The organism is Cytobacillus sp. FSL K6-0265 (assembly GCF_038003465.1).
In the GTDB taxonomy this organism is placed as follows: domain Bacteria; phylum Bacillota; class Bacilli; order Bacillales; family Cytobacillaceae; genus Cytobacillus; species Cytobacillus stercorigallinarum.
In genome coordinates, this window is the sequence record NZ_JBBOPE010000001.1 from 2,251,105 (window position 1) to 2,274,813 (window position 23,709).

Annotated in this window: 22 protein-coding genes and 5 pseudogenes; 9 read left to right on the forward strand and 18 right to left on the reverse strand. The window is 35.2% G+C overall.

Features of this window, described 5'->3' with window-relative positions; all coding sequences use genetic code 11:
- Positions 1-225: 225 nt before the first annotated feature.
- The 6 genes and pseudogenes from MHH73_RS11465 to MHH73_RS11490 form a co-directional block, all read right to left on the reverse strand.
- Positions 226-870: pseudogene (locus tag MHH73_RS11465) on the reverse strand (HAD hydrolase-like protein).
- Positions 871-926: 56 nt separating this feature from the next.
- Entirely contained in the window at positions 927-1,400 is a 474-nt protein-coding gene (locus MHH73_RS11470; RefSeq protein ID WP_225230444.1) for an HAD-IIIA family hydrolase, read from the reverse strand.
- A complete protein-coding gene (locus tag MHH73_RS11475; protein WP_191811433.1) occupies positions 1,384-1,977 on the reverse strand; it encodes a histidine phosphatase family protein in 594 nt (197 codons plus the stop codon). The genes MHH73_RS11470 and MHH73_RS11475 overlap by 17 nt, the downstream gene beginning before the upstream one ends.
- A 140-nt stretch (positions 1,978-2,117) precedes the next feature.
- Entirely contained in the window at positions 2,118-2,306 is a 189-nt protein-coding gene (locus MHH73_RS11480; protein ID WP_191811431.1) for a hypothetical protein, read from the reverse strand.
- Between the two features lie 57 nt (positions 2,307-2,363).
- Positions 2,364-2,504: a hypothetical protein gene (locus tag MHH73_RS11485; protein WP_191811429.1), complete on the reverse strand. Its 141-nt coding sequence runs from the start codon at positions 2,502-2,504 to the stop codon at positions 2,364-2,366.
- Positions 2,505-2,607: 103 nt separating this feature from the next.
- Positions 2,608-3,195 (reverse strand): GNAT family N-acetyltransferase, encoded by a 588-nt coding sequence (locus MHH73_RS11490; protein ID WP_191811427.1) that lies wholly within the window; start codon positions 3,193-3,195, stop codon positions 2,608-2,610.
- A gap of 486 nt (positions 3,196-3,681) precedes the next feature.
- Between MHH73_RS11490 and MHH73_RS11495 the strand changes: the two genes are divergently transcribed.
- The 3 genes from MHH73_RS11495 to MHH73_RS11505 are packed head-to-tail and all read left to right on the forward strand — an operon-like array spanning position 3,682 to position 5,911.
- Positions 3,682-4,134: a DinB family protein gene (locus MHH73_RS11495; protein ID WP_191811425.1), complete on the forward strand. Its 453-nt coding sequence runs from the start codon at positions 3,682-3,684 to the stop codon at positions 4,132-4,134.
- Between the two features lie 13 nt (positions 4,135-4,147).
- A complete protein-coding gene (locus MHH73_RS11500; protein ID WP_191811423.1) occupies positions 4,148-5,065 on the forward strand; it encodes a DUF2268 domain-containing putative Zn-dependent protease in 918 nt (305 codons plus the stop codon).
- A gap of 15 nt (positions 5,066-5,080) precedes the next feature.
- On the forward strand, positions 5,081-5,911 hold the full coding sequence (locus tag MHH73_RS11505; protein ID WP_225230443.1) for a helix-turn-helix transcriptional regulator: 831 nt from the start codon (positions 5,081-5,083) through the stop codon (positions 5,909-5,911).
- Here MHH73_RS11505 and MHH73_RS11510 read toward each other — a convergent pair.
- The 5 genes and pseudogenes from MHH73_RS11510 to MHH73_RS11530 form a co-directional block, all read right to left on the reverse strand.
- Positions 5,842-6,348: an MFS transporter gene (locus MHH73_RS11510; protein WP_191811422.1), complete on the reverse strand. Its 507-nt coding sequence runs from the start codon at positions 6,346-6,348 to the stop codon at positions 5,842-5,844. The genes MHH73_RS11505 and MHH73_RS11510 overlap by 70 nt on opposite strands.
- Before the next feature lie 330 nt (positions 6,349-6,678).
- A complete protein-coding gene (locus MHH73_RS11515) occupies positions 6,679-7,080 on the reverse strand; it encodes an MFS transporter (RefSeq protein WP_191811420.1) in 402 nt (133 codons plus the stop codon).
- Between the two features lie 191 nt (positions 7,081-7,271).
- Entirely contained in the window at positions 7,272-8,318 is a 1,047-nt protein-coding gene (locus MHH73_RS11520; RefSeq protein WP_191811418.1) for a hemolysin family protein, read from the reverse strand.
- Positions 8,319-8,320: 2 nt separating this feature from the next.
- Positions 8,321-9,643 (reverse strand): hemolysin family protein, encoded by a 1,323-nt coding sequence (locus MHH73_RS11525; RefSeq protein WP_191811416.1) that lies wholly within the window; start codon positions 9,641-9,643, stop codon positions 8,321-8,323.
- Between the two features lie 204 nt (positions 9,644-9,847).
- A pseudogene (locus tag MHH73_RS11530) lies at positions 9,848-10,000 on the reverse strand (CobW C-terminal domain-containing protein); the annotation flags it as partial.
- A gap of 392 nt (positions 10,001-10,392) precedes the next feature.
- Here MHH73_RS11530 and MHH73_RS11535 point away from each other — a divergent pair.
- Positions 10,393-10,746 (forward strand): hypothetical protein, encoded by a 354-nt coding sequence (locus tag MHH73_RS11535; RefSeq protein WP_191811412.1) that lies wholly within the window; start codon positions 10,393-10,395, stop codon positions 10,744-10,746.
- Between the two features lie 103 nt (positions 10,747-10,849).
- Here MHH73_RS11535 and MHH73_RS11540 read toward each other — a convergent pair whose 3' ends face one another.
- Positions 10,850-11,248 (reverse strand): sporulation protein, encoded by a 399-nt coding sequence (locus MHH73_RS11540; protein WP_191811410.1) that lies wholly within the window; start codon positions 11,246-11,248, stop codon positions 10,850-10,852.
- Positions 11,249-11,804: 556 nt separating this feature from the next.
- Between MHH73_RS11540 and MHH73_RS11545 the strand changes: the two genes are divergently transcribed.
- Entirely contained in the window at positions 11,805-12,548 is a 744-nt protein-coding gene (locus tag MHH73_RS11545; protein ID WP_225230442.1) for a 2-phosphosulfolactate phosphatase, read from the forward strand.
- A 404-nt stretch (positions 12,549-12,952) separates the two neighbouring features.
- Here MHH73_RS11545 and MHH73_RS11550 read toward each other — a convergent pair whose 3' ends face one another.
- The gene (locus MHH73_RS11550) at positions 12,953-13,522 is read right to left on the reverse strand and encodes a recombinase family protein (protein WP_341066904.1); all 570 of its coding nucleotides are present in this window, start codon (positions 13,520-13,522) and stop codon (positions 12,953-12,955) included.
- An 809-nt stretch (positions 13,523-14,331) separates the two neighbouring features.
- On the opposite strand from MHH73_RS11550, the gene MHH73_RS11555 reads away from it, so the two are divergent.
- From MHH73_RS11555 to MHH73_RS11565, 3 genes are read left to right on the forward strand one after another with little or no spacing between them, the layout of a single operon-like run.
- The gene (locus tag MHH73_RS11555; protein WP_009336473.1) at positions 14,332-15,897 is read left to right on the forward strand and encodes a spore germination protein; all 1,566 of its coding nucleotides are present in this window, start codon (positions 14,332-14,334) and stop codon (positions 15,895-15,897) included.
- Positions 15,897-17,087: a Ger(x)C family spore germination protein gene (locus tag MHH73_RS11560; protein WP_341066906.1), complete on the forward strand. Its 1,191-nt coding sequence runs from the start codon at positions 15,897-15,899 to the stop codon at positions 17,085-17,087. The genes MHH73_RS11555 and MHH73_RS11560 overlap by 1 nt, the downstream gene beginning before the upstream one ends.
- A gap of 33 nt (positions 17,088-17,120) precedes the next feature.
- Complete coding sequence (locus MHH73_RS11565) at positions 17,121-18,191, forward strand: GerAB/ArcD/ProY family transporter (RefSeq protein WP_341066909.1); 1,071 nt, start codon at positions 17,121-17,123, stop codon at positions 18,189-18,191.
- Between the two features lie 144 nt (positions 18,192-18,335).
- Here MHH73_RS11565 and MHH73_RS22460 read toward each other — a convergent pair.
- From MHH73_RS22460 to MHH73_RS11575, 3 genes and pseudogenes are all read right to left on the reverse strand, one after another.
- A pseudogene (locus MHH73_RS22460) lies at positions 18,336-18,452 on the reverse strand (tyrosine-type recombinase/integrase); the annotation flags it as partial.
- Between the two features lie 56 nt (positions 18,453-18,508).
- Positions 18,509-20,266: pseudogene (locus MHH73_RS11570) on the reverse strand (Tn3 family transposase); the annotation flags it as partial.
- A 186-nt stretch (positions 20,267-20,452) separates the two neighbouring features.
- Positions 20,453-20,866, reverse strand: a complete 414-nt coding sequence (locus tag MHH73_RS11575; RefSeq protein WP_116354206.1) for a carboxymuconolactone decarboxylase family protein — start codon at positions 20,864-20,866, stop codon at positions 20,453-20,455.
- A gap of 132 nt (positions 20,867-20,998) precedes the next feature.
- Between MHH73_RS11575 and MHH73_RS11580 the strand changes: the two genes are divergently transcribed.
- Positions 20,999-21,439 carry an Lrp/AsnC family transcriptional regulator gene (locus MHH73_RS11580; RefSeq protein WP_116354207.1) on the forward strand — a complete coding sequence of 147 codons (441 nt, stop codon included), beginning with the start codon at positions 20,999-21,001 and terminating at the stop codon, positions 21,437-21,439.
- Between the two features lie 171 nt (positions 21,440-21,610).
- On the opposite strand, the gene MHH73_RS11585 is transcribed toward MHH73_RS11580, so the two are convergent.
- Both MHH73_RS11585 and MHH73_RS11590 read right to left on the reverse strand, forming a co-directional pair.
- Entirely contained in the window at positions 21,611-22,180 is a 570-nt protein-coding gene (locus MHH73_RS11585) for a cupin domain-containing protein (protein WP_223254522.1), read from the reverse strand.
- 198 nt (positions 22,181-22,378) lie between these two features.
- Positions 22,379-23,644 (reverse strand): annotated as a pseudogene (locus tag MHH73_RS11590) (DUF4158 domain-containing protein); the annotation flags it as partial.
- Positions 23,645-23,709: the final 65 nt, after the last annotated feature.

The following is a 23,709-nucleotide window of genomic DNA, read 5'->3' on the forward strand; positions in this document are numbered from 1 at the left end:
CAATCTAAAGGGCCCTTGATTCGATAAAGATGGTTATATGTGAAATTCATTATGATGAAGGTCTAATCCGAAAAGACCATAGTCTGTCGCCATGACAAATAATTTTCATATAGATTTATCTTGTATTCTATACGATCTGAACACCTGCTTATTCTTCGATTGATAAGATAGTGAATCGTATCTACAGTGTATTACTTCTTGCAAGGGCCCTATTTACCTAACAGATTATTGAAAGTCGGCAAGTTCAAGTAAATCATCAATCACTTTATCTGCCTGCTGTAGTTCTTCAGGCTGGGAAAAGTCAAAGCGGCAGCCTACTGCTAGCAAATCATTTTCCTTTGCTGCTAAAATATCTTATAGGTGATCCCCAACTACTAGCCCTGTTTCAATGTGATGAGTCTGAACAATTTCTCTTACTAAATCCGTTTTATTTAATGAGTCGATTTGTTCAATACTGTATACCTCTGTTAGAAAATGTGCGAAATCATAAAAATCGACGATCGCTTGTAAATATTTCGCTCGACCATTACTTGCGATAAAGATGTCGTAGCCCTTTTCCTTTAACAAAGTTAGCGTTTCGATGGCATGTGGGTAAAGTTCACCATTTCCTTCTTTTATATTGGCGATTAAACACTTTAAGAAGTATTCATCGACTTCTCCATGATCGAATGGAGAAAATGTCGGAAGTAATGTTTGCCATACTTGAGGAAGAGGCACACCCATTATTTCACGATATTTTTCAATCGGTGTGATCTCATGCCACTTTTGCTGAGACCTCAAGTAATTAAATGTACCGTCTAGTGACTTCTCTAGAATTCTCTCTGTTTGAAATAAAGTCCCATCCATATCGAAAATAACCGCTTTATGTATACTCCTTATGTATAATGTTCATGGCCTCGGCTATCCCTTCAACCACCTCATCCAACTCAATGTCTTTGACACTCCCAGTGCTCATTTAATGTTTGCTCTCCTGCACCAGTTTTGACTAATATTTTCCTTGCCCCTACTTTTGATGCGGCGATCATATCACTCCAGCGGTCGCCAATTACGACAGTTCGCGCGAGTGAAAGCTTATACTCATCTGCTGCTTGCTGGAGCATTTCAGTATTTGGTTTGCGACACTTACAACTCTCTTCGGGGGCATGAGGGCAAATATACACTTGATCAAATCCGAAAGAAAGTAATTCGTCCATAAATGCCGTTTTTGTCGTTAACCCTTTCCCAATTCCTGGTTGGTTCGTGAAAGCAAACACCTTGATTCCCTTCTCCTGCAACTTGCTTATATTTTCTTTTACACCGGCAAACAGAGTAAATTCTCCAGGATAGTGGATGGTGTCATCGCCACCAATTGTGCCATCGCGATCTAAAAAAACGGCTTGTAATCTATTGTTTTCCTTCATTGTGATTGTTCTCCCATAGGCGATTAACCGTTAGCAGTTGCTCTTCAGCAAAAATCATCTCATAAATATCAGGTTTAGTCGTTTGTTGGAAAAATTGATAATCATACTGTTTTTGAAAGTAATTCATTATAATCGTCATAATATTTCCGTGTGTCCCAATGACAATGGACTCTCCCTTGTAATGGTTCAAAATCTCTTTTATGACTGGGATGGAACGTTCTTGTGCGGCAAATGTGGATTCTCCTCCAACTAAACAGTATTTTTCGTCTTTAAATGACTGCTCAATCGCTGATAATAATTCCTTTTCTTCTGCATGGTAATCGAGTCCCTTAATTGGTCTTTCTCTTAGATTTTCATATGTTGTGATTTGTAGTTGCCTATTTTCTGCAACCTCTCGAACAGTCTCGATTGCACGCGTATATGGACTAGAAATGACTCTATCAATCTTTTTATCCTTTAAAACTTTTGTGACTTTATTTGCTGCCTCTCTTCCCTCTGGCGATAAACCTCTCTTTTTCTCCTCACCAAATATAAACGGCGATTCCGCATGTCTAACCATATAAATTGTCGTTAACATAGCTATTCCCCTCTATCTTTCTCTATAAGTCTCAAAATATTTTCCAATCATTTTGAGTGTTAAAGTTGATGGTAATCCTCATAAAACCGTTTTTAATAAAATGCCACTCTCCTTTTTACGCAAAATCACAATGACATTTTTTACTCTACTCTTCCCTCATGTTTGTCTTTCCCTCGTGAAAAGCCTGCAAACAATCTCCCCCCATATGGAAGCAATACTTCATCAGTAAGTGCGATTAAACCTGCTTTGCTATTTTTCTTATAATATTCTTCTAAACAGTCGGTCAGTTTATTAGCAAAATGAGAATCATATGTTTTTAATGCGCGCAATAGCCATTTGGCATCGCCTATCTATTGCCCTTTCGTTCGTAAATAGAATTCTCCTATTCATTCAACTAATGTCTGCACAATGAATAACCCCTCTGCTCTATCATTGCCACCAGATATATCGTCTAATACATCTGTTAAAAAGTAGCGTTTCATTTCAATCGTACTTGAATCCCATAAAGCTGGACCAAGGGCTAACAAGTCAGCAGCTTCTTTTTTATTTTTTCAACATTCCATCTTCTTTCAAGATGATTCCTTCCGTTATCATTATTCAATTTTTATCGTACTTGTAGTGAATTTAATATTATAGAACCTTCTCATAACAAAAACATTCATAAGCCCGCTTATACTGTGACTTCACTTCTTCTTTGTTATCACCGACATAATGCGCGAAGGTTGTCATTGGCAGGATATTTTTATCTTGGCTATGAATGACCTCACTAGAATCTTCTTCATTGATATAAAGATGAAGATACGAATAATCACTAGAGAATCCGTTTTGTTGGTACCATCTGTTCACACCTTTATCGTCTCTCGTCCACGCTTCAAACCGGTTGAGGTTTTTTTGCCTAGCCATTCGCTCTGCTTCTGCCAATAATGTGCGCGCAATCCCTTGTCTTCGGTAATCGGGATGGACAGCAATATGCCATATCATGCCACCGAGTCCAGTACCACGAGAACAAACACTTCTTTCCTCATTTTCATATTCTACATCAATCAAGCCGACTACTGTTTGATCCAATATAGCTACGAGTTCTATCGCCTGATTTTCGTAACGCTCTTTTGCAGTTAAAACATTGTCATAATAAGCTGAATCCAAAAAGGCAAGTACTCGACATCGCACCCAACCTATTTCATCCTCCGGTTTATATGCTCTAATTTCCACTTTCATCCTCCTTAATTAAAAGAAGCCCATAACCACCTACATGCAATTTTTGTTTGATTCATTGTAAACATTTCTATATAAGAGTCATTCATGATTAAAGAATATATAAGATAATAATAATCGAACAAGAAGTCCAGCCATCATGAGTTTAGAACTAACTTGCTAAACAGCCTTTTACCCCATTCTATGGAACAAGATTAACGAGAAACATGTGTTTATCTAATAATCATTTTTATCAAATTTGAAATCGACATGTTGACTCTAACTTCCAAGAGAAGCGTGGAGCTTACATAGGGATTCTCTCTTTATTTTCTATCAAAACAATAGTAATCGGCTACTTCGTTTTTTAAAAAATAGTTAGACTACTTTATTTAATGTATCCCCTATTTTATTTTCCTCTACAATTAATCTACTTCCTTTTACTTTTTTTGCTATAATTAATAGTATCATATTTTGGAAAAAATGTATTTTTATAAAAGGAGTGAAATGATTTTGTTCCATTTCTTTCAATACAATTGGCAAGTGAGAGATGAATGGTTGACATTGTTGAAAGACCTCCCTCCTGATGAATTATTAAAGGAGAGAGTCGGTGGTGTCGGGAGTATTCTTTATACCTTCTTCCATATCATTGATGTGGAGTATAGCTGGCTACGCTGTATCAATGGAAGAGAAGATGTCCTATTTGATTATAGTGACTATCAGACACTTGATCGTATTCGAAATCTTTCAAATGAACGAAGAACTGAAATAATCGAAAACTTTCCTCATGATGTACCTTTAGATCAACAAGTATTTATTCCTTGGGACTCTAGTTACCAAAATGTGAATGCGATTCTCCATCATATAATTGCCCATGAAATCCATCATATTGGTCAGCTGTCTATTTGGGCAAGAGAATTGAATTTACATCCTGTCTCAGCTAGCTACATTGATCGAAAATTTTAATGCGGAGGTATGTATGCGTTTCACTTATGTTTGTCTTAGCTTAGCAATGTCGTTTTTATTATTCGGATGTTCTGAAATGAGCAGTAAAGAAGAAGTAGAAACGAACTGGTCGTTCCAAACTGAAAACGGACAATCTTTTAATATTGTAGAAATCCAACATTTAATGGAAAGTTACATAAAAGGTATTGATGAAGAGGATGTTGTATTCGCAGATTACAAAGAAGCGGTCATTGAACCTATTTATAATGATTGCTTTCTTGACGGTGAATTTCTTCCTATCGCTGAAGGTGTATTGTCACAAAAACCAGAGAATTTCGACAAACTAATGAGAACCATCGAACGGATGAATAGTAAGGAAGTAAAAGATAGCTTGTCCGAAGCACTAGAGCTTTCTGCTACTGCCTTACCGATAGAAAAGGAAATCAATGTCTGCTTACTTCCTGTTTCCTATCCTGGTATTGGAATGGCAGTAGGATCAGATAAGATTCTCATTTTGTTTGACGAGTATTTTTCCATCGATCATTTTAAGGTCACACTCGCTCATGAATATCATCATAGTGCCTGGGAGGCTGAGTATCGAAAGCCTTCTGAGAAATGGACTGTCCTTGATAATATGGTCTTTGAAGGCAAGGCAGTGATGTTCCAAGAAATCATATATCCACACCAGCAAATGATAAATACAAATGAGATTTATGACCAAGAGGCATGGGATTATGCATCACCTCATTTCGAAAAAGAAACACTCGAGCACTCTAATCAGATTCTTTATGGCGGATTTGATCCACTGCCATCATTGTATGGCTATTCTGAAGGCTATCGAATGGTGAAAAATTACCTTGAGGAAAATCCGAATTTGAGTATTCCAGAGTGGACAGAACAAGACGCTGCCACTATTTTTAAAGAAGGTAGTCATGAGGAAAACTATGATTAAGATAGGAGAGCATTTATGCAACATGGAAATGTACTAATTCCTTCAAAGAAGGGACTGTTTCTCTATAAAAACACCTTTCAACAAGAAAGCTTATGGCGTTCAGATGCTTCGTATAAATTGTTATATGCGTTAAATGGATCCACCCATTATCATCTATCAAAAAAAAGAGAAAAACTAACGATTAATCAATTTCTTATAGTTGATCCTTTTACACCTCATCAGCAATTATTTGTTGAAAAGCAAAAATTTCTCATTGAAATCAATCCATCTTTTTTAAAAGATGTCAATGAATCTTTTGGTAATCACCCTGCTGATATTGCGTTTGCTGCGGTCATTCAGCTCAATCCAATGATTACGAAATGGATTGAGCTGGTCATTGAAATGATGACACTAGAAGAAGATCATCAACAGCCGATGTTTCGGTTATTCCTTGAGAACAGCTATACCCAGTTAGCGATTCTTCTTTTAAAACACACGATACATACGAATAACCATCAGCTACCAACTGAACATTTTCAAACCGGAGCACCTGCTATTTACAAAGTCACTTCCTCTTTAAAAGAAGCCTATCAATCACCATGGTCACTCAATGATATGGCGGCAATTATTGATTGGGATGTCTATCATTTCTCTCATTATTTTAAAGAAGTTGTCGGTGTTTCACCTTATTCGTGGTTACAAATTTATCGTCTGCAACGAAGTTTGTTTTCATTGAAACAGAATGATACGACTATTCTCGATACGGCTCTTGACGCAGGTTTTTCATCTATTTCTGTCTATAATCGTCTTTTTAAAAGAGTATATGGCATTTCACCCCGGACATTTCGAAACAACTTCACGAAGTAATAAAGTGTGAAGAGACATATAAATAGGCCACATATTGTAAAGAGAAATCTTACTGGTACAATATGTGAGAATAAACCAAATAATAATAAGGAAAAGGCATTCGCACAATATAAAGTAAATGCGCTAAAACTAAAGCCTCGGCCCAACATCTCGTCTGGTAGGTGTTTTTGTAACAAATACACTCTAGCAAGCCCCGAAATCGGTAGACCAATCGCTGCGATCGACACACCAATAAACAAAAACGGGTGCCCATTAATTAAACCGACGATACTAATGCCAGCTCCCCAAATAAAAGAACCAATTACATATTGCATCATCGTGAACCTTTTGATAAATAAAGGAATGATTACATTAACAACAATGACAAATAGGCCATACCAACTGGTTAAAATACTGTACCATTCTTCTCCCTTTGTAACCATTTGTTCTACTAACAAAAATAATCCTACTTGCCAGACCCAAGTATGGAAAAACACAATCACAACAGTGATGAAAATGACTTTCCTAAGAATATGGTGCTGTATTAACCAGCGAAAAAATTCCTTTAAGGACCTGTAAATTTTTAAGTTATTCTTTTTGATGTCACTATGAATGTAAACCGGCACAAATGAAAGGAATATTGCACTAACAAGATAGCTAATTATCGAAACTGTAAAAAAATGTATTTTACCAATCGTAGCTAAAATGATGAGGTTTCCAACGGGTCCTACTATAACAACGCCTCTTGTAATAGAGTCAACTAAGCTGTTGGCCGTTGTTCTCTCTTCTTAAACCGTCACTTTCATCAATAACGCTCTACTCGCAGGGTCATATAAGCAACCTATTGTATGTATAGATAAACAGAGAAAAATTAGTTGCCAATACTGTAATTGCTGAGTATAAAATAAAACAATCACTACCATGATTATCGGTATTTTAATAATTTCCATTCGAATAAGCCATTTCTTAATTGGAATCCAATCCGCTAATACGCCCCCTATTAATCCAAATAGCAAATATGGCAACACCTGAGCGGCCACCATAGCAGTAGTATAACTAGATGAACCTGTTAATGAGAAAGCAAAAAACAAAAAAGCCATATTTATCATCATATTACCTAAACTGGTGAAACTCTTACTTAGTAAATAAAATCTGAATGCCCGGTTTTTTCGCAGGATAGATTGATACATCTCGATCACCTCACCTACTAGCTTATAGTCAAGCGAGGGATTTTTCTGCTATGATATTGCATATGTTTTGCACAATATCGTACCATTAAGTGCATTAAGATCAGAAATACGGAAGGTGATTTAATGATAATAACGTTTCAACACAAACCCTAAGATTGGTGGTTCTCTCACATAAAATAAAATCATATTATTTAGGTCACGCTATAGCCTTCCTCACCAATTTCACCAACAATTTCTTCTAAAACATCCTCCATTGTGACAATACCAATGGCTTGCTTTTCTTCATTATGAATAAGTGCCATATGCATTCTTGTTTTTTGCATCGTTAGTAAGGCTTCCTTAATTGGGGAACTCTCTAGAAAGTTGGGAATTTCATGAATAAAATCACTGATAGATACATCTTGATCCACTAGACTTTTTGTTAATAATTCCTTTGCATTTATATAACCTATAATCCTTCCATCTATCTTGTCTTTAACTGGATATCGAGTAAAAGTGTGTTTTTCTAAAATGTCTAATAATACTGTAAGAGTCATGTTTTTTTCAAGTGTAATGATACTTGCTTTAGGAATCATGATATCTTTTAGTTGTCGTTCATCAAAACTAAAAATATTTTCTAAATAAGTAAGTTCTGCTTGGTTAATCTCACCACTTTCGAAGCTTTGTGTTGCAATCAACTTAATCTCTTCTTCTGTATGTGCTGTTTCGTGTTTTGACGGCTCGACTCCAAACAATTTTAAAAGCCTTTGTGAAGCACCATTTAAAAATTTTATAATCGGTTTTGTTATTTTTCCAAACCAATATAATGGAGGAGCAAGTAATAATGTCATCTTCTCTGAATATTGGATCGCTAATGTCTTTGGTGCTAATTCGCCAAAGACAACGTGGAAAAACGTGACAATAGCTAAAGCAATGAAATACGACAATAAAGTGGCTGTTGCTTGAGAAAGTTCGAATCGTTCGAAAACGGGATGTAAAATTTTTTCTACTGTTGGCTCTCCCAATGCACCGAGTACGAGGGCTGTAACAGTAATTCCTAATTGACACGCCGATAAATGATAATCGAGCCCGACAACCACTTTTTTCGATATTATAGCCTTTTTATTTCCTTCTTCAATCAGTTGGTCAAGTCGTGACATGCGCACCTTAAGAATAGCGAACTCTGCCCCAACAAAAAATGCTGTTAAAATAATAAACACAACCACAAGAAATAGATTTAAAATAATCATACCGTCCATCATCACTCCCCTTTGGGTTCACCTCCAATATGAAGTCCTTCCAATTGTACCCTTTGGATTTGCAGTTGTTTTACTTTCATTACTGTCCAGGTGAGACCGTTTTCTTCCACGACATCTCCCTTTTTTGCAATGCCTGATAATTTTTGGTGAATCCAACCGCCCAACGTATCAATTTGATCACTATTTGCGAATGTAATCCCGAATTTTTCTTCTAAATCATCCAATAAGACACGTCCTGAGATGCAGTATATGTTAGGTGCACGGAACTCAATTTCTTCGACTTCCTCTTCGTCAAATTCATCGCGGATTTCACCAACAATTTCTTCTAAAATATCTTCTATCGTAAGTAAACCGGAAGTACCTCCGTATTCATCTACAACGATCGCCATATGAACACCGGTTTTTTGCATTTTGATGAATGCGTCGTATATTTTTGTTGTTTCTAAAATAAACGGAATAGATTGAATAAAATCAGACAAGTGATAATCCCTTTTCCCTGCCATCTTTGCTAACATTTTTTTAACATTAACGATGCCGATCACTCGATCCTTTGTTTCATCTATCACAGGATATCTTGTAAAGTTATGTTCTATCATAGTTTGCGCAATTTCTTCCTTCGTCATGTTCTGCTCGAACACTGCCATATTAATTCTGGGAACCATGATATCTTTGGCCACCCTTTCATCAAAGGAGAAAACATTTTCCATATACTCGAGTTCGGTTTGGTTTATTTCACCGCCTTGATAACTTTGTGTCATGACGATTTTCAATTCTTCTTCCGTATAGGAATCTTCTTCGGCTTTTGCTGGAACGCCAAACATACGTAATATCACTCGTGATGTTCCATTGAGTAACCAAATGAAAGGAAACATGATTTTTCCGAACCAGTAAAGAGGCGGCGCTAATAATAAACTCATTTTTTCAGCAAATTGAATCGCTAATGTTTTTGGTGCCATTTCACCGACAACTACATGTAGAATGGTTACTAAGATAAATGCAATGGCATATGAAAGAACTGATGCTAATGATTGTGAAACATTTAACCAATCAAAAACAGGATATAATATTTTCTCGACGGTTGGTTTACCAAGGGAACCAAGTCCTAAAGCTGTTACGGTAATACCCAGTTGGCAAGCTGATAAATTATAATCTAAGTTATCAGCTACCCTCTTGACGGTAATTGCTTTTTTATTTCCCTCATCAATAAGCTGATCAATCCGTGACATTCTTAGTTTGACAACAGCAAATTCTGCTGCCACAAAAAAACCAGTCGCGAAGATTAAGAAGGCAAGGAGCAGTAAGTTTAATACTGTAATAAGATCCATAGGGCACCACCAGTAAAGAATTTGTTTTATATTAATGTGTCCATTCTTTGATCATGTACTCATGCTTTTATAGTGATTAGTTAATATCTAATATCATAGGTTTAAATGATCTATGAAAACTCCAATAAAAAATAAAAACGAGGAAAGAATATACTTTTTCTCTCCTCGACAGCATTTACATCTATTATAACTGGACCGATATGTCTAACTATTGATTGTCCAGCTAAATGGATCTGGCAGTTCATCCCACTTCGCATCATACTCACTTGGTGATAACAAGCAGTCATCTAATTCTTTTGTTATTAAATCTACATCAATATCCATTCCTATAAACACAAGTTTAGTATGACGATCACCAACAACCTAGAGTTTTCTTATAAAACCTCACCTTATTCTAACTACAAGTAATAACAATATAATATTAATTGGATATGACAAAAAATAGATAATATTATTTATAAACCAAAAATTATTTTAGGTATAAATATTCAAGGTAGTCATTCATTTAAACTATTTTTTCTTTGCAAGTTGACTTTTCCCGTAGCTTCATTCTTATACTTATAATAAAAGGAATATTCATACAATTATCCAAATAAAATATCTTTTTTAAATAATAGGAGTGTGATTTAAGATGATTCAAGATATTTTTATAATGTAATTTGGTTTGGATATTTGATGATATCCAAAAATCTCCTAACATTAATTATTGGTTATACTAACTTAAGTGGTTTTTAAAAGGAGTGAGTTAATTGAAGGTATTGGTATATACAATTCTTTTATCAATTATGTTTTTAGTTGGTTGTAGTGACGATACTACACCTGGTTCTTATCAATCTATTATTATGGTAAATGGAACTGAATATGTTCTGACTCAACCTGAAAATGAAAATGTCCAATATGATCGAGATAAAAAGATTGGAAAAATTGAAAGAAAGGTTCCAATTGAACAAATCCCTAATTCTCACCTATCTTCTAATGAGTTGCCAAAAGGTACTAAACTATATTCAACTATTCAAGACAGTGAATATATTATTGCGCAGCGACCAGATATGAACGAAGAACTGTTATATACCCTGCAAAAAAATTTAAAGTCAGCCGAATGAGATTAAATTATAAAACACTACTACGATTGACAAACGTTTTTTACTCCTTTATAAAAAAAGAGCCATCATATTGTATGATCGCTCTATCCTTTGATTATTTAATTTACATAGTTGTTAATGGACTAATCTTCACTGCTACTCTCACAGATTGCTCTAATTTATGATCGAGCATGAAGTTAGCTTGGATATAGTAATTATTATCTTTAGAATTCATCTCGTTTGCTGAGGGAATTTCCAAAGTAAACGTTGTTTCTTTCTGCTCATTCGGTTGGATAGGAATCGAACAAAATACAGAGTGAGATCTCACAATCTTTTCTTTATTATTTTCTTGGTTGCACGCAATCAGATCAATATCATATCTTCTAATCTTTTGTGGGATGAGACCACCAAAAAATTTTATGCCACCTTCAATAATATGGCCTTCTTTATATTCTTTTTCATTAGTAGATAAATGAATTTTCTTCATTCCTATACCCATTTTTAGAGCATATTTTTTAAGCATTCTAGCAATGTCACCTATACCTTCTTATATATTGTTTAATAACTGTTGATTGTAATCGTACTAACCTATAATAGTATATGATATAAATAATGGTAAAGAATTTTTTTACATGATAATCTTTTTTATTATTTGTCCTTCTATTAATCTTTGTATCATAAGCTTTCAGACAGTAACGCCATTTACTAAACAATTAATCAATCGGATTCATTATTAACTCCCTTTTTGAAAGTGAAACGTTACAATTGTTTAGCATTTCTTCAGTTAATTAACCTTAAGAAAAAGTGCAACGTTATGGTTATTTAAATTATATAATGCTCAACTACCTTTGACAAGATAAAAGCGTGTGCTTTAAAAAAATTTACTGTGGTTTTACATTAGGTGATCATTGCATAAAAAACATTCGCCAAGAAATCTGCTAACAGCTATCAAGGAAAAAAGTGAAGGAGTAGATAGCTATGTAGCAGAAACACATTTCGACCATCATCTTAACGATTTAGCAGGAAAATGCAACACAAAATAAAGCCTTTTAGAAAAGAGGAGAATAATCATTTCATACTTGCCTGAATGTCATTTAGAATGGGGAAAACGTGGCGCAAGAGAAGCAGCTATTCGAGGAGATATTGTGATTATTGTTGATGTCCTCAGTTTTTCCTCTACAGTTGTAACCGGTTTAAACTACGGAGCAATCATTTATCCTTATCCCCCTCATTTAAATGGCAAAGAATACGCGCGAACATTGGGGGCGCAATATATTCTTGGGAGAGCTGAAGCAGCGAGATTAGGTTCACCCACTTTATCACCTGTGACATTTAATCACTCACATAATAACGAAAAATATGTGTTGAGTTCCTTAAACGGTGCTTTTTGTACTTGGATTGCCTCCCATATACCAGCCTTATTCATTGGCTCTTTATTAAACGCTTCTGCAGTAGCATCCGTAGCAAATCAATTATCCGCTTCTTTAAAGGCTAATATTACTGTTGTTCCTTGTGGGGAATTATGGAATGGTGTGAAAGAATTTGAAGACTCTCTCCGCCCTGCAATGGAAGACTACTTGGGGGCTGGTGCCATTCTTTCCAGGATAGAAGGAAAGCATTCAGCTGAGGCGCAAGTGTGTATTGGCGCTTTTCAGCATTCAAAGTCTACTCTTAGTAGATTGATATGGGATTGTACAAGTGGAGTAGAATTAAGAGCAAGAGGGTTTGAAGAAGATGTGAAGCATTGTAGCCGTTTAAATATTTATCAAACCGTGCCTATATTAAAAAACCAACATTTTTGTCAATATACAACAAGGACATGAAGAAGCAATAAACGATCGTTTATTACGGTTGCTCCTCCATGTCGTGAGCTTTTAGGGGTACCGCCAGCAAAACGCGGATTTACAACGTTAAGGATATTCCAGTATTAAAAATCCCAATCTCTCAGTGATTTAAATGAGAAATTGGGATTTAATTATTCAACGATTGGGTAGTTATCTACAGTATCAGCTCATAAAAGTTGAAAGAATGCACCTTTTATCGTTGATTACATGTAGTCATAGATACACGTATTAAGGACGTGACTTGAGCCCCCAGTGGGTACAATTGATACTTTAGGCTTAGTATGTTTTCCATCAGGCAACGAGCCTATCTATCACACCTACCGGGCCTAGTGACAGGGTTCCTGCTGTAGACCGCAAAGTAACTTTGGAGAAGTAATAAAATCCTATTTTTTTAGTTCTTCAAGCTTTCTTCTATTGACTGCTCTGTATAAGGAACCTTGTGATATTCCAGTTGCCGAGACAATCTCCTTTATGGAATATTCCTCACTATCATACATCCTTAGCGCAACAGCAAGCTTTTCTTTATCCAACTTGGGTCTACCTAATGTTTTCCCACGCCTTTTACTTGCTTCAAGTCCTTCCTTTACTTTCTCAGCAATAAGGTTTCTTTCTAATTCTGCAATGACACACATCATTTGGAACATGGCTTTGCCTGTAGAGGTTCTTGTATCCATATTTTCTTTTAAAGAAATGAATTGCACCCCCATCTCTTCTAACTGTTGAATAATGTTGAGGATATCCAATGTTTTACGTCCTAAACGGGAGATGCTCTCCACTACAACTGTATCGCCTTTCCGGATGACATCAAAAAGTTGGTGAAGTCCTTTTCTATCTTTAACTGTACCAGTGAATTTCTCCTCAACTATTTTTTCACAACCATATTCATTAAGCATACCAATTTGCCGATCTAAATTTTGGTCAATAGTAGATACCCGAGCATAACCAATTATCATTTGTAACCTCCAATAAACTTGTATATTTTTATTTTACTAGAGGGGCAATTATTGTAAAGGTATTTGATAATACTTTTGGTAATTATTTTTGGTAACTGCTAATCTTAATAAAGTCAAAGGGTAACAGGGCGATGGGGGGACATTACAAAAACACTGGTTTTTGGTAATCTAGTTGAGTAAAAAGTTTATTAATTTAGTGTTTAAAATTTATGTGTGCTTGAGTGTGATTAAATTTACCTCTCAAACACGTTAATTATTCAAGAAAAGGGCTATTTTCTTGAATAAGAGAAGGAATTATTAGAAAGTGAATTCGAAGCTTAAGATTTCCCTATGTATAATAGGATTTGAAAAGCATTGATCTTAATTATTAATATATTGCTCTTTATGTCTAGCTCTTGGTTTTGTGCCAAGGACATTTTTAATAATGTCTTCACTCATATGTATACCATGCTTATATAACCTATTTTGTTCTTGTTATTTGTTCGTCTTCATTGAAAAAATGTAATAAGACATATTTTAGCCCAAGCCTGGAAAAGAGAATCTTCCCCTGCATACGGAAAAAAAATAATATTTAAACCGGCCAATATACCCAATAACCATGAAAAATTCATATTAAGAGCTATCATCATTTTATTAACTTTGTTTGATCCACCTTACTCCCCACCTTTCTATATTAATAAATTCCCAGTAAATTAATGTAATTCGCGCAAAAATCATTAACATATCATTTCCAAAAACGGCACATATTATTAGTTATAAAAGCCATAATAACAGTATAAAAAACAAACTTTTCTAGGATGGGTTAAACTATGCGTTATTTAAAAATTAAATCCATTATGCAAAAAATGAAGCAAAATACTAAATGGACACAGGAAGAACAATTTAATAATTCAATTTTGTTCTCATCGGATGTTCATAAAAATGAAGAAAAACTAAAACAACTGTTAGATTCAAGTGATGATATCATTTTTCATGATTTCATCATTCCATTACATGACGGTCGCACATTGAAAGCTCTACTAGTTATAGTAGACGGGTTAATTGATGAAGATGCCATTCGCAATAATGTATTAGAGCCACTGACTAAGGAATCTCTAGATAGCACTATGGGAGAAGAATTAAAACAAGTAAAAGAAAGAATTTCTATTTTTAACACAAAGAAGGAAAATAATCTAGAAAAATCTGTATACCAAATACTGAAGGGAAATACGTTACTATTACTGGATGGGTATAGTGAAGGATTACTGCTAAATGCACCAGGGTACGAGGTTCGAGCAATCTCCGAACCTCAATCTGATCGAGCTGTGAGAGGAGCACATGACGGATTTATTGAATCATCACCTACTAATATTGCATTGTTACGGCGAAGAATCTCACATCCTTCTTTACAGTTTGAAACAATTAAAATTGGTGAATATAGTCAAACGGATATTACTATCGGATATGTAAAGGACATTGCGGATCCAAAATTGATTGAACGGATCAAACAAAGATTAGAACAAATTAAAGTGGATGAGATAAATAATTCAGGGGAAATCGAACAATTCATCGAAGACCATCCCTTTTCAATCTTTCCTACGATTGGAAATACAGAACGTCCTGACAAAGCTTCAGCCTTATTAATGGAAGGAAGAATTGTGATCATTGTAAATGGGGATTCGGTCAGTTTGTTTGTTCCATCCCTATTTCTTGAAAATATAAAAAGTATAGAAGATTACAGTTCTCGACCCTATTATAGTTCCTTCATTCGAATGCTGCGTTTCGTGTCATTTGTAATCAGTATTTCTTTACCAGGCATTTATATTGCAGCTATTAATTTTCATAAGGTGATGATTCCATCTGATATGATTGTCCCTATTATTCAAGCGCGAGAGACGGTCCCATTCCCTCTAGCAATGGAAATTGCCATGATGATTTTAATGTTTGAAGTTGTCCGTGAGGCTGGTGTCAGACTTCCTCAACAAATTGGCTCAGCGTTAAGTATTGTTGGTGCTTTGATTCTGGGACAAGTCTCAGTCTCAGCCGGACTTGTTGGTGCACCGACCATTATTGTTGTATCCATATCGTACATTGCTGCATTTGTTATCACCCCAATTGCAGACGTCACCGCACTTCTTAGGATAGGATTATTTATTGCTAGTAGCTTATTCGGGGGATATGGACTAATTGTCGCCATGCTCGGTTTATTAACACATATGATCTCTTTAACATCGTTTGGGATTCCATTTATGGCGCCATTTGCACCTTTTTATTTTCAGGATTGGAAAGATTCACTGATTCGTTTACCGTTGAGGTGGAAAAAACAGCGACCAAAAAGTATACCGAATCAGCGTAAGACTAGAATTAGATCATTACCTAAAACAGGTGATAAATGATGGTAAGGATGCTAACTATCATCCCATTATTATTTTTATTAACCGGCTGTTGGAGTAGTCAAGAACTTGATAAATCAGCACTTGTACATGGGATAGGGTTGGATAAATCTGACGGACAATTACGAATTAGCGTCGAAATCATAAAACCAACTGGACCAAGTGAACAAGGTGGAGGAGAGGGGGGCGGAGGAAATGGCCAAAATATTCTATTAGAAAGAGACGCGGACTCATTGATACAAGGCGCAAGAGAATTCATAAAAGATGCGAAACGTCGGCTTTATTTTGAGCATACTCGTTTATGGGTGATTGGTGAGGAATTAGCAAAAGATAATTTTATTGACTACCTTGATGAAAGCAGACGCGATCAAATGTTTCGTTTGAATAGTTATCTTTTCATTACAGAAGAAAAGCCAATTGATATTTTGGGTACTTCTACACTTTATGAAGATCTTTCTTCGGCAGAAATAGTTTCTGCTTTAGAACAAACACAATATATTGCTGAATTTACATCCGTAAAAATGTATGAATTTTATAAGTTAATTGAGGGCCCTATTCCTAATGCCTATTTGCCGATAATTCGAACAAGAAAAGAAAAGGGTAAAGCAATTACTTCAATAGACGGCACTGCTGTTATTAACACTTATAAAATGGTCGGTAAACTGAATACAGATGAAACTGTTGGGCTGAATATCCTTTTAAACAAGGTAAAAGGCGGAAGTAAAACTGTATCTCGAAGTAAAACTGTATCTCTGAATGACAAGGAGAAGATCTCTGTAGAGATAAAGAAATTAGAAACGGAAATAAATCCAACATTAGATGGTAATCAGCTTGAAGCATATCTGAAAATCGAGATAGAGGGAACTTTAGCTGATAATACTACGAATAGGAATATAAATGATCAATGGATAAGTAAAGTTGAAGAAGAAGTATCAAATCAGACTGAAAAATCCGTACGTTTAACTTTGAATAAGCTTCAAAAGGTAATAAAGACTGATATATCAGGAATTGGACTGGAAACCTACAGAAAATATCCTAAACAATGGAAAAATGTCCAATCTGAATGGAATGAGATTTTTTCTAATGCAGATATAATGATTGATGTTCATACAAATATTACTCATCAAGGTCTTATTAATAAAAGTGTAGGAAAAAATCACAAAAAGCCTTATAACAACCCTTATAAACGATAGATTCTATGGACAATGAAGAAGGAGATTACTGATATGTTAACGAAATGGGAGACACTTTTTTTATTAATAATGACGCTTCCAATCATGGGACATGTCGTGATTCTTCCGTTAATGCTCGATGTTGCTGGGAGAGATGCTTGGATTTCCATAATTATATCACTTCCGGCAGCATTTACGTTGGCAATCTCCATTTATCGTTTGAGACTTAAATACCCAAAACAAAATATTTCTGATATGCTTCACAATTTATTAGGAAAACCTTTTGGAGTGATGATAAAGATAATTTTCATTATCTACTTTTTATTTTTAACAATTTTCTCGTTTGCTTTGTTAGTTGATTTTATCTACATTGCCTTTTTTCCTGAGACACCACGATTGGCTATACTGGTCTGGTTTTTGTTATTCTTTGTTTATGCAGCTTCAAAAGGTATTAAAAGAATTGCATTAACGGCAGGAATACTAGCAATAATTGCTATGGCGACTGGACATACAGTCACGATTTTGGACAGACCAATGAAAGATTGGAGTGAGCTCCAACCTATATTTGAGTTTGGTTGGAATCCAATATTATGGGGATCTTTGATAATTTTAAGTATATGGGTAGAATTATTACTACTTTTATTTCTACCCATTCAAAACATTCGTGAAAAACGAATGTTTTTACTATGGAGTATTGGAATTTTGTTAAATGCACTTATGATGTTTTCAACAACTATAGGTAGTATTACGATTTTCGGATTAGGTCAGGCTGATAATTTTGTATATCCCGCATTAGAGTCAGTACGAATTATTAGTTTAGGATTCATTGATCGTTTTGATATTTATGGATTACTATTAATGGCTGTAGGGACATACATACGCTGCAGTCTATACTTCCGAATCGCTTATGATATAACTGTATCAAAGGTTTCCTCAAAGTGGATAAGACGATTTGGGTTTACGGGGTTTGTTTTACTCGTATTCCTTGGTACGTACTATTTATCAAAAGAACATCTTCGGCTAGATAAAACATTAGATATTTACGCATATATGATTGTCCTGTTTCCTATTCCATTTTTGTTACTAGGTATCTCTTATTTAAAAGGAAAAACAAAGCAGAGTTAGCTCCCAAAAAGGGAAAAGTGATGCTTACCTTATGTCTTAAGTTTTGCAAAAATCATTGCTAGATAAGGGGGTATTTTCAGAGTTATGATTTTAAAAGTATAACTATCAGTTGATAAAAAAGTAAGCAAGGCAAGCACCCTATCATTGTGCAGATACATCAATACTACGGGGACTACATACCGTTTTAATTTCAGCTAGATTGGACAATTCACCTCGATCACGTATATGAATTTTTCTCGCATCAACCTCAAAGTCCTCAAGCTAATATCTTGATGGGATATTAGCTGGCTTTTGTCACCGATCAAAATGATAAAAAACTACGACACCTTCAACTTAATAGGTATTCGCTGATTCATATTGAGTTCAAAAGTTCCGTATGGATTGACATGATGATAAAATAAAGGTGTTAATCCCCTAAAATCTTCTGGAGTCATTTTCTTCAACCAATATTGGTTGTTGTCATAAAGAACCTCTTGTACCATTAAGGTATTCATATAGACTAAGCAATTTTGCAGCAATTGAAGTGATAAGACAGAAACCTCTTGATCTTCTATCGAATTGGAACGAATTTCACTGTTTTTTCCATAGAAAATATAGGTATTCACCGAGTTCCATTGTTCCACTGTATTTAATCCTTCATGGATCTCTCTGCGAATCTCTTCATAGTGTAAATAATCACATAAAAAGATTGTTTTAATCGCTTTTCCTAATTCACATAAAGCCTGATAAGTTGGATGTTTCGTATCCCGTGTAAATCGCTTTAATATAGATTCGGCAGAAGCAGTACCCAACCGTAGAGCAGTTGCAAACTTAATGATTTGTTCATACTGTTGCCGAATAAGATCCCAGTTAATCGGTCTACTTAAAGTCGGTTGCAGGTGAGGATATTCCTCATTCATGCCGGCTTCTGGACGATATAGCTTTTGAGACCCGATATTTTTAAAGCGTGGCATCAGTTTAAAACCAAGTAGATGACAAAAAGCAAAAGCAACGACACTTTGTCCGTGTGTATCGACATAATTTCTGTCAACTTCCATATCCGTACAGTGCCGAAGAACTCCTTCCATCATAGCTGCCACTTCCGAAGAAAGGCAGGACTTTAGCTGAGAATAAATACAAGCTGACTTTCGATCTGTATGCCAATAGATCATGACTCCATGTTTCTTATAACGAGGATGCCATTCAGAGAGTAGGTTCTGATCCCAAGAACCAAAATGTTTTGAATCGGAAGCACATGCAGTGGTAGCTTCTCCCCATACCTCTTTCATTCGATTGTAGATGATATGGTTGGTAACCTCTGCGTTGGCTTTTCGCAAATGGTCTTTATGAATAAATTTTTGACGGATATATCGAAGTTCCCGATAACCATCTAGGTGGTTTCCAGCAGAAACAGTTTTCAAACCTGTATTCGTTCCTAATCCAAATAAACTTAGTAGAAGCCGTCGTTGGATGGTTTCTCGATCTAAAATCTCTCGATCGGCTGTGGTTTTAAAGTGCTTGGTAAACTCCGTGTGAAAATCTGTTTCTTTTAGTAAATCCAATAGGTTAATGTCGGACCAACGGCTCTTAATCTCCCGTTTAAGCGTCGTCACATGTGGGGGTTCGGGTTGCTTTTCAAGTGGAGTGACTCTAATCCATCCCTTGTTATTTCTGGTAGTGATCGCTACTTTTTCGTTACTTTGATCCCTTAACCCTTGATTCAATAAATGGAGTTTATCTTTCATCAACAGTATAATATCTTTGATAAAAGGCTCTACATCAAGAGGCACTTTCAGTGCTTGAAAATATTCTTCCTTGTGCTCTTCAAAATCTTGAGGGAGATCTTCATCCGGGTTTCGATATCGATCAGCGCCCTCAATCCAAATTTCTTTACAACGAAGTCGAGTGCGAAGCGATTGTATGACAGCAATTTCATAATTGATTCGATTTACCCTTTCAATTCCTTTGCTGTCTGTCTCGACAATGACGTCTTTCCATTTTGGCTGAATTACGCCTTCAATGGGAACTTCATCACCAGCAGCAAAATAACGCTGCCCACTTTCCCCATACTCTCGAATTAGTTGTAGCTTTGAAATAAAGTTTGAGCAAAAAGATCTCGCAAATCCTTATTTTACGATAAATAAGAAGAATCCATTTGAAAAAAAGATTAATCAAAAAGGATTCTTCTTTAGCAGATTTAAGTTTGGTTTTTATAAAAAAGTTTGATCATTTTCTACCTGTGTTGCTCAACAATCGCGCCCGATAATGGAATGAATAGAATATTAATTTAAAGGTTCTAATTTCATCATTGCACCAAAATATTGTGAAGCAGTTGTAAAAGAGATAAATGCACATAATTCACTTATTTCCTCTTCAGTGAAATATTCTTTTAAAATATCAAAAGATGAATCAGCTATGTCACCCTTTTGTTTTAAAAAGACTTCTGCAAATCCTACTGCAATAGAAGTTTTTTCATTAAACTTATCTGGATCAGGTTTTCCTTTCGCCTTACAATACTCACATCCGTTACTTTGGGCTAATGTTCTCCTTACTTGTTCCTTTAATTCAGATGTTAGTAGTCCATCTTTTTCTAACACATTTCCTAACTGATTCCATCCTTCCATTACTTCTTTATTATGCCCCAATAGTCTCTGAAAATGTGTTTCCCCGAAATTAGATCCAACAATCCTTGCCATATAGGTACCTCCCTGTTATATTTAATTACAAATTAATTATAAAAAATAAAATCACTAAAACAAATTAAATTTATAACGATTATCAAATTAATCTTTTATAAAATTAACGATTATTGGGGATAGACTTTAAAAATGAAAATAGATGATATTGATAAAAAAATTTTAGATGAACTACTTAATAACAGCCGTCTATCAATGAGCGAGCTTGGGAGAAGGGTGAATCTGTCCTCCCCATCAGTAACAGAACGGGTAAGGCAAATGGAATCATTTGGAGTTATAAAAAAATATACTTTAGAAGTGAATTATGAAAAATTAGGTTTACCAATCCAATGCATAATTGAAGCAACAGTTAAAAATGGTGACTATAAATCTTTTAAAAATTATATTGAGAAACTTCCAAACGTCGAATTCTGTTATCGAATAGCAGGAAGTGCGTGTTATATGCTTAAAATGCAATTTGAAACGTTCGATAAAACAGAAAAGTTTATTGATGAAGTAAATCCAATCGCACATACTGTAACACATTTTATTTTTTCACAAGTTTCAACATATTTAAAAATTAATATGGATTGATAAGTTTTCAGTCAAAAGCAATACTCTTTATTTACCAGACAGTTAATTGAAATAGCATGCTTAAATAATAATGGAAATTCTTGAACGAGTTCCTGCTTATTCCACAAAATGGCCCGATTCTGGTATAACCTTATTCAATAATTGCGCCCGATTCCAGAAGACTATAGATTTCTAACCTTCGGCATCTGCCTTTGTTCTATGAACAGTACCAAAAGGATGATTAGGTGGTGCATAAATTGAATAAAGCTTTAACGGTATATTACCTGTATTGGTTACATTATGCCAAGTATTGGCAGGTACTATAATGGCAAAATCATCACCCGCATTTCTTACAAAATTCAGGTTATCTTTACTCTTACCCATCTGAACAAGTCCTTGACCTTCCTCAATTCGTAGAAATTGATCAACCTTAGGGTGAATTTCCAACCCTATATCATCTCCAACGTCAATACTCATTAAGGTCACCTGCAAATGACTTCCGGTCCATATAGTATCTCGATAGGTATTATTTTGTTTAGCAGCCTGATTGATATTTATTACAAAAGGTTCTTTTCCATGGTCATTTAATATGGAACTAGTATATCCCTGAGTGTTTGGATATGACCAATATTGATTTGCATAGCGCCTAGCATATGACATATTTCCATAGCCAAGACCAAACATATTATCATGATTACACATTTGCCCATTACTATAATAAGTGTTCGAATAATAAGGATACATATAAAAAGGGTTATTCATTAAAACATACCTCCAAAGATATATGATTATAAACCCATCATATGTCCAGCGGATTTAGAAGTTCATTGCTAATTCTTATTCCGTTATCTGGCCCGATTGCGGAATGAAAAATTCCTGCATTGATACAGGAATTTTAATCAAACTTTATTATAAATTATCGAACTTTTTTACAAATTAGCAGACTTTATTTTAAATCAACATTAGTTGGATAGCCTCGATAATCGGCTGATGAACTTGATTATTTGAGCGAAAAGTAAGGTTGTTTAAAATTTTAGAAAGGGACTTTCGATAATGACCTTGGTAAGAAGCGTGCATTTTCGTATAGATTTTTTCTTTGTATTCCCGGTTATTTTTTGTCATGTCCTTAATAATATCCCGAATCATATCAGAGCTAACAATAGGGAATAGAGTATCTTGAATGACCCCTTCTGGGTTATCTACGGTCGCTTTTAATAAATTGACAATATGTTTATTTTTCCCTTGGACTCTTTCTAATTCTTCTACTGCTTCTTTTCGGGTTGTATTTTTGGCCTTATTTCCGAATTTTAGCGCAATTTCATCCAATAAATCAGCTAAATAATCAATGACTTCCTCATGACGATGCGAAAATAAAATGGCAAGAAGGGTATAGCGTATAGGTGCAGGGTGAGCACGCAATTCCGTTACGGTTTCGGTAGCTGCACGTAGTCGATATTTTTTTACTAGTTTAGGAGACATCTGTTTACATAAACCATCAGGGATTTGAAGATGTTGAATGGCTAATAGTTTTTTGATTTCCATTTCCATCGTACTTACACTTGGTTTGCCTGGAGAGGATAGCAACTGGCGAAAGGTTAAAATGTCGTTGTTTTCTTCATCAGGAATTTTAGCTTCGAAATAACCATCGGACCCTTCATCAGAGTGTGATTCAAGAAAGGCATCTAATCGTGAACAGGTCTTAGGAGAAAGTTGTTGATAGGTCATTTTATATAAATTCTTTTCAAAATGATCGATAGCAGATTCAATCATTCGCTTCAAACTTCCTAATGAAGGAGGTTCAACTTTCCACGTACGAAAGAAACTGTATGCTTGATTTTTCAAGTAGTCGGTATCATGTGTAAACTGAACCTGTTCTCCTAACCACTCTGCGAAGAGATGTTTGTCGTTTGCAGTAAGTTCTCGAAATCCAAAAAGGTTACGTATTGCCTTTCGATGTTCCGTATAACTTCTTTCTTTTCCACCCCAACCATAGTTGTCAAAAAAGTCCTCTACCGAAGCATCTACTTGATCAGCTACATGTTGGACAACTTCTTTGGGCACATCTTGCTTCTTGTTAGGAAACTGTGCTTCCTGTTGGAAATATTTAAGAAGGACAGCAAACCCTAAACGGTTTGCGCTTGTTTTCTTACTTAGCACTAAGTGATTTTCATTTGGCAATAAACTAAAATGTTCATCGAGTTCATTTTGATTCCAATTTCTCTTCAATGGTTTCCCTCTTCTCACTATGTCATTTTATAAACAGTATAAATTTCGACATAGTGAGCTATCAA